10 protein-coding genes are annotated in these 13,731 nt (G+C 63.5%); 9 read left to right on the top strand and 1 reads right to left on the bottom strand.

The genetic code is table 11. The features are described 5' to 3' along the window. Positions 1–156 precede the first annotated feature (156 nt). The 5 genes from fba (at position 157) to ABN482_RS10410 (ending at position 5,025) form a co-directional block, all read left to right on the top strand. Entirely contained in the window at positions 157–1,221 is a 1,065-nt protein-coding gene (gene fba, locus ABN482_RS10430) for a class II fructose-bisphosphate aldolase (RefSeq protein ID WP_109060128.1), read from the top strand. Between the two features lie 117 nt (positions 1,222–1,338). Further along, on the top strand, positions 1,339–2,220 hold the full coding sequence (locus tag ABN482_RS10425; protein ID WP_349503929.1) for a phosphoribosylaminoimidazolesuccinocarboxamide synthase: 882 nt from the start codon (positions 1,339–1,341) through the stop codon (positions 2,218–2,220). A gap of 20 nt (positions 2,221–2,240) precedes the next feature. Beyond that, complete coding sequence (purE, locus tag ABN482_RS10420; protein WP_349503928.1) at positions 2,241–2,756, top strand: 5-(carboxyamino)imidazole ribonucleotide mutase; 516 nt, start codon at positions 2,241–2,243, stop codon at positions 2,754–2,756. An 11-nt stretch (positions 2,757–2,767) separates the two neighbouring features. Next, a complete protein-coding gene (locus ABN482_RS10415) occupies positions 2,768–3,949 on the top strand; it encodes a 5-(carboxyamino)imidazole ribonucleotide synthase (RefSeq protein ID WP_349503927.1) in 1,182 nt (393 codons plus the stop codon). Next, positions 3,949–5,025 (top strand): L-threonylcarbamoyladenylate synthase, encoded by a 1,077-nt coding sequence (locus ABN482_RS10410; RefSeq protein WP_349503926.1) that lies wholly within the window; start codon positions 3,949–3,951, stop codon positions 5,023–5,025. Before ABN482_RS10415 ends, ABN482_RS10410 begins: the two co-directional genes overlap by 1 nt. Positions 5,026–5,051: 26 nt before the next feature. Here ABN482_RS10410 and ABN482_RS10405 read toward each other — a convergent pair whose 3' ends face one another. After that, a complete protein-coding gene (locus tag ABN482_RS10405) occupies positions 5,052–5,528 on the bottom strand; it encodes a hypothetical protein (protein ID WP_349503925.1) in 477 nt (158 codons plus the stop codon). 250 nt (positions 5,529–5,778) lie between these two features. Here ABN482_RS10405 and ABN482_RS10400 point away from each other — a divergent pair, with 250 nt between their 5' ends. The 4 genes from ABN482_RS10400 to ABN482_RS10385 form a co-directional block, all read left to right on the top strand. Beyond that, on the top strand, positions 5,779–7,026 hold the full coding sequence (locus ABN482_RS10400; RefSeq protein ID WP_349503924.1) for an MdtA/MuxA family multidrug efflux RND transporter periplasmic adaptor subunit: 1,248 nt from the start codon (positions 5,779–5,781) through the stop codon (positions 7,024–7,026). Then, positions 7,023–10,139, top strand: coding sequence for a multidrug efflux RND transporter permease subunit (locus ABN482_RS10395; RefSeq protein WP_349503923.1), 3,117 nt, complete (start codon positions 7,023–7,025; stop codon positions 10,137–10,139). The genes ABN482_RS10400 and ABN482_RS10395 overlap by 4 nt, the downstream gene beginning before the upstream one ends. Continuing rightward, positions 10,139–13,225, top strand: a complete 3,087-nt coding sequence (locus ABN482_RS10390; RefSeq protein WP_349503922.1) for an efflux RND transporter permease subunit — start codon at positions 10,139–10,141, stop codon at positions 13,223–13,225. The genes ABN482_RS10395 and ABN482_RS10390 overlap by 1 nt, the downstream gene beginning before the upstream one ends. Next, on the top strand, positions 13,222–13,731 hold a 510-nt coding region (locus ABN482_RS10385; protein ID WP_349503921.1), incomplete at its 3' end, for a TolC family protein. The genes ABN482_RS10390 and ABN482_RS10385, both read left to right, overlap by 4 nt.

Raw genomic sequence — 13,731 nt, 5'->3', positions numbered from 1 at the left:
GGGGGTGGGGTGGTATCTTGCCCACCCGCCGCTTTAAAATTCCATGCAGCCCGCTGGCTGGTTTGTCCGGCCAGCGGGCGCTTTTTTGCGTAAAATCGAGGTTTGGCCGCGTTGCGCGGCACCGGATTTCATCCATTCATCTTCGGAGAGTTCTTCATGGCCCTCGTTTCCATGCGTCAGTTGCTGGATCACGCCGCTGAACACGGCTACGGCATTCCCGCGTTCAACGTCAACAACCTGGAGCAGGTCCAGGCCATCATGGAGGCTGCTCACGAGACCGACAGCCCGGTGATCATGCAGGCTTCGGCCGGTGCGCGCAAATATGCCGGCGAGGAGTTTCTCAGGCACCTGATCCAGGCCGCCGTCGAGTCGTATCCCCATATCCCCGTGGTCATGCACCAGGATCACGGCCAGTCGCCGGCCGTGTGCCAGGGCGCGATCGACCTGGGCTTCTCCAGCGTGATGATGGATGGCTCCCTCAAGGAAGACGGCAAGACCATTGCCGACTACGAATACAACGTCGAAGTGACCCGCACGGTGGTCGAGGCTGCCCATCGCCAGGGCGTGACCGTCGAAGGTGAACTGGGTTGCCTGGGTTCGCTCGAAACCATGCAGGGCGACAAGGAAGACGGCCACGGTGCCGAGGGTACGCTGTCGATGGAGCAACTGCTGACCGACCCCGAGCAGGCCGCCGATTTCGTGCGCCGCACCCAGCTTGATGCGCTGGCCATCGCCATCGGCACCAGCCACGGTGCCTACAAGTTCACCCGCAAGCCCACCGGCGATATCCTGTCGATCAAGCGCGTCAAGGAAATCCACGCACGCCTGCCCAATACCCACCTGGTGATGCACGGCAGCTCCAGCGTGCCGCAGGATCTGCTGGCCGAGATCCGCGAGTTCGGTGGCGACATGAAGGAAACCTACGGCGTGCCGGTCGAGGAAATCCAGGAAGCCATCAAGTACGGCGTGCGCAAGATCAACATCGATACAGATATCCGCCTGGCGATGACCGCCGCCGTGCGTCGTTTCCTGTTCGAGAACCCCTCCAAGTTCGATCCGCGCGAATTCCTCAAGCCGGCCCGCCTGGCTGCCAAGAAACTGTGCATCGAGCGCTACCAGCAGTTCGGTACCGCCGGCCATGCCGCCAGCATCAAGCCGATCAGCCTCGACGAAATCGCACGCCAGTACGCCTCCGGCGCGTTGAAGCAGCAGGTGCAGTAACTCCGCAGCCGTGCTTGCGTCACGGATGGCACTCGTCATTCACGATGCAGGCGCGGCAGCTTCTGCCCCGTACTGTGGGCAGATGATCCGAACTTTCCACTTTTCCGGTGAACCGACGTGACCTCCGCTTTGCATCAATCCAGTATCCAGTCCTTGCCGCTGCTTGGCCGCGGCAAGGTGCGCGACATCTACGCCGTCGGCGACGACAAATTGCTCGTGATCGCGACCGACCGCATTTCCGCATTCGACGTGATCCTGGATGATCCGATTCCCGGCAAGGGCGAGGTCCTGACCGGCTTGACCGAGTTCTGGCTGCGCAAGCTGGCCCATGTGGTGCCCAACCACTCTACCGACGTGCTGCCCGAAGACGTGGTCACGGCAGCCGAGCGCGATCAGGTGCGTGGCCGTGCCGTCGTGGTCAAGCGTCTCAAGCCGATCCTGGTCGAGGCCGTGGCACGCGGCTACATCATCGGCTCCGGCTGGAAGGATTACCAGGCTACGGGTGCCGTGTGCGGCATCACGTTGCCGACCGGGTTGCAGCAGGCCGGCAAGCTGCCGGAACCGATCTTCACGCCGGCAGCCAAGGCGGAGCTGGGCGAGCATGACGAAAACGTCGATTTTGACTACGTGCGCAACGCTGTTGGCGACGAATTGGCAGGCCGCTTGCGCGACCTCACGCTGCAGCTGTACCGTGAAGCAGCCGATTTTGCCGCCACCAAGGGCATCCTGATCGCCGACACCAAGTTCGAGTTCGGTCTGGATGACCAGGGCGTGCTGCACCTGATGGACGAGGTCCTCACGCCGGACTCGTCCCGTTTCTGGCCGGCCGACGGCTACCGCGAGGGGATCAGCCCGCCGTCGTTCGACAAGCAGTTCGTGCGCGACTGGCTCGAGACCCAGGTCTGGGACAAGACGCCGCCGGCTCCGCGCCTGCCGGCCGAGGTGCTGGAAAAAACCGCTGCCAAATACCGTGAGGCGCTCGAGCGCCTGACCGCCTGAGTCGCAAGGAGCATACGCAGATGATTCAGCAGGCACACAGGCACGAAACCCCCGTGGTCGGGGTGGTGATGGGTTCTTCGAGCGACTGGGACGTGATGCAGCATGCCATCCGCATCCTGGCGGATTTCGGCGTGCCTTACGAGGCACAGGTGGTCTCCGCGCACCGCATGCCGGCCGAAATGGCCGAGTATGGTGACCAGGCTGCGGCACGCGGCCTGCGTGCCATCATTGCCGGTGCGGGTGGTGCAGCTCACCTGCCGGGCATGCTGGCAGCCTTTACCGAGGTGCCGGTGTTCGGCGTGCCGGTGCCGTCGCGTTACCTGCGTGGCGAGGATTCGCTGCTGTCCATCGTACAGATGCCCAAGGGCGTGCCGGTGGCGACGTTCGCCATTGGCGAGGCGGGCGCGGCCAATGCCGCCCTGCATGTGATTGCCAACCTGGCGACGACCGATGCCGCGCTGCGCGAAAAGCTGCGTGCCTTCCGCGCACGCCAGAACGAAGTGGCGCGCGGCATGAACCTGCCGCCGCTCGACTGACAGGAAACCGCATGACCGTATCGCGCACTTCCCCTTATCTCGTGCCCGGCCAGTGGCTGGGTGTGCTGGGCGGTGGCCAACTGGGCCGCATGTTCTGCCAGGCAGCCCAGGATCTGGGCTACCAGGTGGCCGTGCTCGACCCGGCAGCCCAGGGGCCGGCAGCCGCCGTGGCCGACCGTCACCTGCAGGCCGCGTACGATGACGAGGCTGCTCTGGCCCAGCTTGCCGGCCTGTGCAAGGCCGTGACGACCGAGTTCGAGAATGTGCCGGCGGACAGTTTGCGCGTGCTGGCCGAGGTCAGTGCCGTCAGTCCGTCGGGCGATGCCGTGGCGGTCGTGCAGGATCGCATTGCCGAAAAAACTTTCATTGCTTCGCAGGGTATCCCCGTGGCGCCCTGGGCAGCCATCCGCAGCGAAGCCGATCTCGAGGCTGCGCCTGATGCGCTGTTTCCGGGAATTCTCAAGGTGGCGCGCCTGGGCTATGACGGCAAGGGACAGGCCCGTGTCGTCAATCGCCAGGAGGCACTGGCTGCGTTGGCCGCTTTTGATGGTGCCGCCTGTGTGCTGGAAGCCCTGCAGCCGCTCGACTACGAGATTTCTGTCGTGCTGGCGCGTGGTCATGATGGCGAGATCCGGATTTTTCCGGCGGCGCGCAACGAGCATCGCAACGGTATCCTGGCCGTATCCGAAGTCGGGGCCAGCCTTGACCCGGCGATTCAGGCGCAGGCGCATGAGGCTGCCCGTACTCTGGCAGAGGGGCTGGATTATCGTGGTGTGCTCTGCATCGAGTTCTTCGTGCTGCAGGACGGTCGGCTGCTGGTCAATGAGATCGCGCCGCGTCCGCACAACAGTGGTCACTACACCATGGATGCCTGTCTGACCAGTCAGTTCGAGCAACAGGCACGGGTGATGGCAGGCTTGCCGCTGGGCGATACCAGCATGACCGGCGCGGCCATCATGCTCAATCTGCTGGGTGACATCTGGTTCGATCCCGAAACCGACGCAGTGCGCGAACCTGACTGGCGTACCGTGCTGGCGATTCCTGGGGCCAAGCTGCACCTGTACGGCAAGCGTGATGCCCGCAAGGGCCGCAAGATGGGACACGTCAACTGCGTGGCTCCCACGCTCGAGCAGGCGCGTGCCGCTGCTGCTGCCGCAGCGCGTGCGCTGGGCATCGTCTACGATCCGGCCTGATGGATACGCGGCCGTTCCCGCTGTCAGCCGGTGGTGTTGCCAGCCATCCGGATGCGGCCGCCATCGAGGCGGCCGCCACACAATTGCAGGCTGGTCGGCTGGTCGCCTTTCCGACTGAAACCGTCTATGGTCTCGGGGCCGATGCCGAGAACCCACAGGCGGTGGCGGCCATTTATGCCGCCAAGGGCCGGCCATCCAATCACCCCGTGATTGCGCACCTGGCACCGGGAGCCGACCTCGACTACTGGGCAGCTTATGTGCCGAGTCAGGCACGCAGCCTGATCGCGGCATTCTGGCCGGGGCCATTGACCCTGATTCTCAAGCGTGCCACGCATATCGATCCGGCCATCAGCGGCGGTCAGGACAGTATTGGATTGCGCTGTCCAGCTCATCCTGTGGCCCAGGCGCTGATCGCAGCGTTCGCGGCACAGCGTACCGGCGGGCAGGGCGGCGTGGCCGCACCGTCGGCCAATCGCTTCGGCCATGTCTCTCCTACACTGGCACGCCATGTGCTGGAAGAGTTTGCGCCCGAGGTGGCCAGCGGACAGATCCAGGTGCTGGATGGCGGGCCGACAGAGGTTGGCATCGAATCTACCATTCTCGATCTGTCGCGGGTGCATCTGGGAGGGCGTCCCGTGCTGTTGCGGCCGGGCGGCATCAGCGCCGGGCAGCTGGAGCAGGTGCTGGGCGAGGCGGTATTGCCGCCTGATGCCGATGCGCCGCGTGCATCCGGTACCCTCAAGGCACACTATGCGCCGGGTACGCCGTTTCGGCTGTTGACGCTTGATGCGATCCTGCATCTTCTGGCGAATCAGGCGGACGGGTGTTGTGTGGTAGCTTCGTATAGCTGTCCCGTGGCCCCCGTGTTGGCGTCTGGCAGTTCGGTGCACTGGCAAGCCATGCCCGCCGATGCCGAGGCCTATGCACACGTGCTCTATGCCCGTATGCGCGAATGGGATGCGCTGGGTATGGATGCCATCCTGCTCGAAGCGCCACCCGAAGAGGCCCGTTGGGCTGGGGTGCGTGATCGCGTGCAGCGGGCAGCAGCGGCTTTTCCGTCTGATCGGCAAGAATAGCGCGTTCAGCCGTGAGGGGGATTCAGCTAGATCGCTACGATAGCTGTTTTGGTGTAACCAATGGGCCAGTGACCCGCATAGTACAGCGCGGTGATGCGTGCCCACTGGTCGCCCAACCCGAAGTATCTTTCCGTTATCAATTGCCTGAAGGCGAAGCAGATTGCGCCTCTGGCCGCGAGACTGAAATCATGGGGCGGACAACTGAAGCCTGATGTGTCGAGATTCCGGGTAGCTTTCGTGACAGCCTGGTTGATGTGCTTGCGAAACTCGATAAGCGCCTGGGGGGCGGGCCGTTTCTCGTAGAAGGGGTCCTGCCCGGTGACCGAGGTCGGGAGCCATTTCGTTTTGTCGAGAAGTACTCTGGACTCGGTGCTCGATGGTTCGACAAAGGCTTCCCGCACGTCGTTGATAAACACTACCCCGGTCATGCTGGTGTCGTTCAGCCCCATGTTTGCAAAGAACCTGGCAGATGCGATTTTTTCCAGTTCCGTGTTCAGATCCATCGTATGGCTTTCTTGAGTAGGTTGCTGTCCGGTATTCCAACACAGTTTGGCTCGCGCAGCCACGCATGCATCGGAAGGTCGTTCCTTGATCGGATCCGGTTCGCGTGTAAAATCCTACGGTTTTAAGAATCAAGAACAAAAAAGGGAACCATTCTCAATTTTGAATGTCCCTATCTATCTGTATGCAAGCAGACCGAAGGGGCGTAGCAAATATTCCCGTCGCGTCGCCCGATTGTCCTTCGCTTCTGTCATGGCCTCTTCCTCTTCTTCCCGAACCAAGATTCTTTGCGCCGTTGCTGCGCTTCTCGTGGCAGGCGGCCTCTATGCCTGGCTGTCCGGCCGGCAAGAGGCTGCCGGTCCTTCTCGCTATGCCGGGCCGGTGGCCGTCAGCGTGGTGCTGGCCGAGCAGCAGGATTTTCCGTTGGTGCTGCATGCGCTCGGTACGGTCACACCGCTCAATACGGTGGTGGTACGCAGCCGGGTCGAAGGTGAACTGGTCGAACTGCCCTTCAAGGAAGGGCAGGCGGTCGAGGCCGGCACATTGCTGGCACGGATAGACCCGCGTCCGTACGAAGTGAAACTGGCCCAGGCGCTGGGGCAGCAGCAGCAGAACCAGGCGCAACTGCGCAATGCGCAGGCCGATCTCAAGCGCTACCAGACCCTTTTCAGCCAGGATTCGATCGCCCGCCAGCAACTGGAAAGCCAGGAAGCGCTGGTGCGCCAGTACAGTGGTACGGCGCGCAGTGACCAGGCTGCCGTCGATGAGGCGCGTCTGCAGCTCGGCTATACCCGCATCGAGGCACCCATCAGTGGCCGTCTGGGCTTGCGCAAGGTCGATATCGGTAACCTGGTGCGGGCCGGTGATGAAGGCGGTCTGGTCACGATTGCCCAGATGCAGCCGATTTCGGTGCTGTTCAGCCTGCCGGAGACACAACTCCAGGAAGTATTGCCGCCGCTGCGTCGCGGCGAGGCCTTGAGAGTCGAGGCCTGGGATCGGAGCGAAAACAGCCTGCTGGCGACCGGCACGCTGCGCACGATCGACAACCAGATCGATACGACCACTGGCACGGTACGTTTGCGGGCAGAATTCGACAATGCCGACGAGGCGCTGTTTCCCAATCAGTTCGTCAACGTGCGGCTGCAGGTGCGCAACATTGCGGATGTGATTGCCGTTGCCGAGGATGCCATCCAGTACGGATCGCGCGGAACCTATGTCTATATCGCCGGGGACGACAGCAAGTCGTACATGCGGCAGGTTCGCCTCGGACCGATGTCGCAGGGCCGGATTGTCGTGGAGGAGGGGCTCAAGCCCGGCGAGCGCGTCATCCTCGAAGGGCTGGATCGCCTGCGCGAAGGTCGAGAGGTGGAAATCATAGGCAACGCAGCGGATCCGGATGAGGCCAGCCTTGCACCTGGTGCGGGATCCGCGGCGTCGGCGGATGCATTGCCTGGCAGCCAGGCTGCAGGTCAGGCAGGTGCAGCAGCACCGGCACCATGAACCTGTCGCGGCTTTTCATCCATCGCCCGGTGGCTACCATGTTGCTCATGGTGGCGTTGCTGCTGTCCGGCATCATGGCCTGGCGGTTGTTGCCGGTGGCGGCACTGCCGCAGGTCGATTACCCCATCATTCAGGTGTTCACGCACTACCCGGGGGCCAGCCCGTCGGTTGCAGCCAGTGCCATCACGGCACCGCTCGAGCGGCGTTTCGGTCAGATTCCCGGTCTGAAGCAGATGTCGTCGGCCAGCTCGGGCGGAGCCTCGGTGCTGACACTGCAGTTTGCGCTGGATATCCCCATGAGCGTGGCTGAACAGGAGGTGCAGGCGGCCATCAGCGCCGCCGGCAGCCTGCTGCCGGATGACCTGCCGACGCCGCCGGTGTACCGCAAGGTCAATCCCGCCGATGTGCCCATCATGACACTGGCCATCACGTCCGAGAGTCTGCCGCTGCACGAAGTGTACGATCTGGTTGACTCCCTGCTGGCGCAGCGATTGGCACAGATTTCCGGTGTCGGCATGGTGAGCCTGGCAGGGGGGCAGCGTCCGGCAGTCCGCATTCAGATCAATCCCCTTGCCCTGGCTGCGCATGGGCTGAGTCTGGATAGTGTTCGGCAGGCGGTGGCCAATGCCAACGTCAACCAGCCCAAGGGCAGTTTTGATGGTGAAGTGCGCAGCGTTATCCTGGATGCCAATGACCAGTTGCGCACGCTCGACGAATACCGCGACCTGATCGTGGCCTGGCGCGACAATGCGCCGATCCGGCTGGGGCAGGTGGCCGAGGTGGCACGGGGCGGCGAGGATCGACGGCTGGCCGCCTGGGTGGGGGATGTGCCCGCCGTGCTGGTCAATATCCAGCGCCAGCCCGGGGCCAACGTCATCGATGTGGTGGACCGGGTGCAGGCCTTGCTGCCGCAACTGTCTGCCACCTTGCCGGCATCGCTCGACGTGGCCGTGCTGACCGACCGGACCGTCAGCATCCGGGCTTCCATCCGGGGCGTGCAGATAGAGCTGCTGTTTGCCGTGGCGCTGGTGGTGCTGGTGACTTTCATGTTCCTGCGCGACCTGCGCGCCACGCTGATTCCCAGCCTGGCCGTGCCGCTGTCACTGATCGGTACGTTTGGCGTGATGTACCTGGTGGGATTTTCGGTCAATAACCTGACCCTGATGGCATTGACCATCGCTGCCGGCTTCGTGGTCGATGACGCGATCGTCATGCTGGAAAACATTGCCCGCTACCGGGAGCAGGGGCATTCACCGATGCAGGCGGCGATCAAGGGAGCCGGGCAGATCGGTTTTACGCTGGTGTCGCTGACCCTGTCGTTGATTGCGGTCTTGATCCCGCTGCTGTTCATGGGCGATGTGGTGGGCCGGCTGTTCCGGGAGTTCGCCATTACGCTGGCCGTGGCGATTTTCATTTCCCTGCTGATTTCCCTGAGCCTGACGCCGATGCTGTGTGCCCGCATGCTGCCCGACCTGTCGCAGCAGCATGGCAGGAAGGGGCTGCTCGACCGTGTGATCGAGCGCTATGCGTCGGGCCTGCAATGGGTGCTGCGGCACCAGACCCTGACATTGCTGACCATGCTGGGTACGCTGCTGTTGACGGTGTTGCTGTACCTGCTCGTGCCGAAGGGATTTTTCCCGGTGCAGGACAGTGGCGTGCTGCAAGGGGTGACCGAGGCACCGCAGCATATTTCCTTCCAGGCCATGGCGCGTCGCCAGCAGGCGTTGGCGGCGGCCCTGGCCGAGGATCAGGATATCGACTCGGTGTCGTCTTTCATCGGGGTGGATGGGGTCAATGCCACGCTCAACAGCGGTCGCATCATGATCAATCTGAAGCCGATTGCCGAGCGCAGCGTGGCCCTGCCCGAGATCCTGGCGCGCCTGCAGTCGCGTGCCGCCGATGTGGCCGAGATGGATCTCTATCTGCAACCCGTGCAGGAACTGACTATCGAGGATCGTGTCAGTCGTACGCAGTTCCTGTTTACGCTGACTTCGCCTGATCAGACCTTGCTTGAAGACTGGGTACCTCGCGTGTTGGCGGCGCTGGCCGGTCAGGATGCGCTGCGCGATGTCGCCAGCGACATGCAGACGGGGGGCATGCAGGCATTCCTTGAGGTGGACCGCGATGCGGCCGGACGGCTGGGCGTGACCATGGCGGATATCGACAATGCGCTCTACAGCGCCTATGGTCAGCGGCAGATTTCCACGCTCTTTACGCAAGCCAATCAGTATCGTGTCGTGCTGGAGGTCGATCCGCGCTTTGCGACCGAACCCGGTGCGCTGGAGCGGCTGCACGTGCGGCGCGACAGTGGCGAGCTGGTGCCGCTATCGGCATTGGCGCGCGTCAGTGAACGCCCGACGGCGCTGCTGATCAACCATGTGGGACAGTTCCCGTCGGCCACGATTTCCTTCAATCTGGCATCGGGGGCCTCACTGGGTGATGCGGTGGCCCGGATCGATGCCACCCTGACGGAAATCGGCCTGCCCGCCAGTATCGAAATGCGCTACCAGGGGGCTGCCCAGGCGTTCCAGGCATCGCTGTCGAACACGCTGTGGCTGATCCTCGCTGCGGTGATCACCATGTATATCGTGCTGGGCATCCTGTACGAAAGCACCATTCACCCGGTCACCATCCTGTCCACATTGCCGTCTGCCACAGTCGGGGCGCTGCTGGCGCTGCTGATCAGCGGCAAGCCGCTGGATCTGGTGGCGGTGATCGGCATCATCCTGTTGATCGGGCTGGTCAAGAAGAACGGCATCATGATGGTGGACTTTGCCCTCGATGCCGAGCGGCACCAGGGTATGTCACCGCAGGATGCCATCTACCAGGCGGCGTTGCTGCGTTTTCGGCCTATCCTGATGACGACGCTGGCGGCGCTGTTCGGCGCGATTCCGCTGATGCTGGCGTCGGGCTCGGGTGCCGAACTGCGGCAGCCGCTGGGCTGGGTCATGGTGGGCGGCCTGCTGGTCAGCCAGGTGCTGACGCTGTTTACCACGCCGGTGGTGTATCTGTTTTTCGATCGCTTGAGCCGTCGGCGCAGTGCGTCGTCGGCAATGGGTGCCGGGACTGACGGGAGCGAGCCGGCAGCCGTGGTCGAGACCCGGAGAGACTGATGTTGCGCCTGTTCATCCACCGGCCGGTGGCCAGTTGCCTGCTGGCACTGGGCATCATGCTGGTTGGCTTGCTGGCATGGCGTCTGATGCCGATTGCGCCGTTGCCACAGGTGGATTTCCCGACCATCGAGGTGTCGGCCGACCTGCCCGGTGCCAGTCCGGAAAGCATGGCGAGCACCGTGGCGGCACCGCTGGAGCGGGCGCTGGGCAGCATTGCGGGCGTGACCTCGATGACCTCATCCAGCAACCAGGGATCGACCGGCATTACGCTGGAGTTCGAACTCGATCGCAATATCCACGAGGCGGCCCGCGATGTGCAGGCGGCCATCAATGCTGCGCGGGGCGAACTGCCTGCCGGGATGCCGGGCGATCCGACCTATCGCAAGGTCAACCCGTCCGATACGCCCATCATGGCGATTGCGCTGAGTTCGCCGGATCGCACGCCCGGCCAGCTGTATGACATTGCCTCGACGGTGCTGGCGCAGAAACTGGCCCAGATCGGTGGCGTGGGCGAGATCCGGGTAGGAGGCAGTTCGCTGCCTGCCGTGCGCGTACAACTTGATCCCAGGGCACTGGCGCAGCGTGGCATCGCGCTCGACGAAGTCCGGCAGGCCATCGCCGATACCAATACACTGACCCCGCGTGGCGATCTCGAGTCGGCACAGCGGCGCTGGTCGGTCGAGACCAACGACCAGTTGCGCAAGGCGGTCGATTATCTGCCGCTCATCGTGCGTCAGCGTGATGGCGCAGTGGTACGCCTGGGGGATGTGGCCACTGTCAGCGATTCGGTCGAGAATCGCTACAGCAGCGGTTTTCACAACGACCGGCCCGCCGTGGTGCTGCTGGTCAGTCGGCAATCGGGTTCCAATATCGTCAGCACCATCGACGAAATCTATGCCCAGTTGCCGGCCCTGCGCGCCCTGACGCCCGAGGATGTCGACCTGACTGTGGTGCTCGACCGTTCCGACAGCATCCGGGCCACGCTGCGCGATGCCTGGCTGACGCTGCTGATCGCGGTGGTGCTGGTGGTGCTGGTGGTGTGGGCATTCCTGGGCAGCCTGCGTGCGGCACTGATTCCCAGCCTGGCCATCCCGGTATCATTGATCGGAGCCTTTGCCATCATGTACCTGTATGGTTTTTCGCTGAACAACCTGTCGCTGATGGCGCTGATCGTCGCGGCCGGGCTTGTGGTGGATGATGCCATCGTGGTGGTGGAAAACATTACCCGCCATATCGAGCGTGGCGTGCCGCCGTTTCGCGCTGCCTTGCTGGGTACCCGCGAAGTCGGCTTTACGCTGCTGGCAATGAATCTGGCGCTGGCCGTGGTGTTCGTGTCTATCCTGTTCATGGGCGGGCTGGTCGAGCGCCTGTTCCGTGAGTTCTCGATTACGCTGGTGGGCGCGATGCTGCTGTCACTGGGCGTATCGCTCACGCTCACACCCAGCCTCAGCGCCAGGTTGCTGCACCGCCACTCAGAGGCCGAGGCCGCACGGGGCGGGCTGGCGGACAGGGGACGAAGGCTGATGCAGGCATTGCGGGAAGGCTATGGGCGCAGCCTGGACTGGTGCCTCGGCCGTCTGTGGCTGGTGCTGGCGTTGCTGGTGGGTGTGATCGGTCTCAATGCCTATCTGTATGTGGCGATTCCGAAGGGTTTTCTGCCGCCGCAGGATACCGGGCAATTGTCGGTCTTCGTGAGGGGTGATGACGGGTTTTCCTTTCAGGTCATGCAGCCCAAGGTTGAAGCCTACCGACGCATGCTGATGGCTGATCCTGCCGTGCAGGACGTGGTCGGCAGCAGCGGGGGCGAGATGGGGGGCAGCAATACCTTCATCCTGGTGCGTCTCAAGCCGCTGGGCGAACGTGGCGAGAGCGCGCAGGCCGTGGCCGATCGCCTGCGCGATCAGTCGCCGCAGATTCCGGGGGGCATGCTGTTCACGCGTCTGGATCAGGATCTCAATCCACCACACTCGTTCGGTTCGTCGGGCGATTACTCGCTGACCCTGCTGTCGGGAGATGCCACGCAACTGCGTACCTGGGCACGCAAGGTATCGCAGGCCCTGCAGGAGGTGCCTGAGCTGGTGGATGTCGAATCCTTCGGCGACGATGCTGCCAAACAGGTGCTGCTGACGATCGACCGCGAGGCGGCGCAGCGGCTGGGGGTAGACATGCGGACGGTGGCATCGGTGCTGGGCAATTCGTTCAGCCAGCGCCAGGTCGCTACGCTCTATGACCGGCTCAACCAGTACCGTGTGGTGATGGAACTGGACCCACGCTATACGCAGAATCCGGATGAGCTGGAGCGTGTGCAGGTGATGACGGCCGATGGCCGACTGATTCCTCTCATGGCCTTTGCCCGCTACGAATACGGCGTGGTCAACGATCGTGTCTACCATGATGGCCAGTTTGCCGCCGTCGGCATCGATTTTTCACTGGCTCCGGGCGTGCCGCTACAGGCAGGCCTGCAGGTGCTTGACCGGGCTCTGGCCGGGCTGATGTTGCCATTGGACGTGCACGCGCGGCTGGGTGGCGGCGCGGCAGATTTCCAGGACAGTGTCGGGGCACAGCCCTGGCTGATCCTTGGCGTAGTGGTGGCTGTCTATCTGGTGCTGGGCATGCTGTATGAGAGCACGCTGCACCCGCTGACCATCCTGTCGACCTTGCCTTCGGCCGGGGTGGGTGCCTTGCTGGCATTGCGCATGGCCGGGCTGGAGTTCACGCTGATTGCGCTGCTGGGGCTGTTCCTGCTGATCGGGCTGGTCATGAAGAACGCCATCATGATGATCGACTTCGCGCTGGATGCGGAGCGTCATCGCGGCCTGGCGCCTCGTCAGGCGATCTACGAGGCAGCCATGATGCGTGTGCGACCGATCCTCATGACCAACCTCGCAGGCCTGCTGGGGGCCGTGCCGCTGGTGCTCGGGCTGGGCTATGGTGCCGAAATGCGGCGGCCCCTGGGCATTGCCATCGTTGGCGGGCTGGCGGTCAGCCAGTTGCTGACACTCTACACCACACCGGTGGTGTACCTGCTGCTTGAACGGGCCCGTACCCGCATGAAACGCTGGCAGAGACAAGGAACACAGGAATGACGAAATCGTTTTCGACCGTGCGATGCCGGCTGGGTGTGCCGCTGTTGGCCATGCTGCTGGCGGGATGCGCCATGGGGCCTGACTACGTGCGTCCCGATACGCCAGGCCAGACGCAGGCGGCCTTTGGGCAGCTCGATGGCTGGACACCGGCAGCGGGGCTGGTACGAGAGGTTGAGACGGACTGGTGGAAGGCATACGGCGATGCCAGACTCGATGCCTGGATGCCGGAGATCGAGCTGTCCAATCAGACCCTGGCCCAGGCAGTGGCACGTGCGCGGCAGTCTGCTGCGCTGGCTGCGGCAGCCCAGGCCGATTTCTATCCGCAGGTTGGCAGCAATGCATCTCTGACTCGCCAGGGAACGGCCAGCGGCGTGAACAACCAGTTCGGACTGACAGCCAATGCGAGCTGGCTACCGGATATATGGGGGCGCGTGAGCCGACAGGTCGAGGCGGGCCGGGCAGACCTCGATGCCAGCCAGGCCGATCTGGCGGCGGTGAAACTGGCG

This window comes from Corticimicrobacter sp. (assembly GCF_040137905.1).
GTDB lineage: Bacteria > Pseudomonadota > Gammaproteobacteria > Burkholderiales > Burkholderiaceae_B > Corticimicrobacter.
This window is presented reverse-complemented; position numbering and strand designations above follow the sequence as displayed.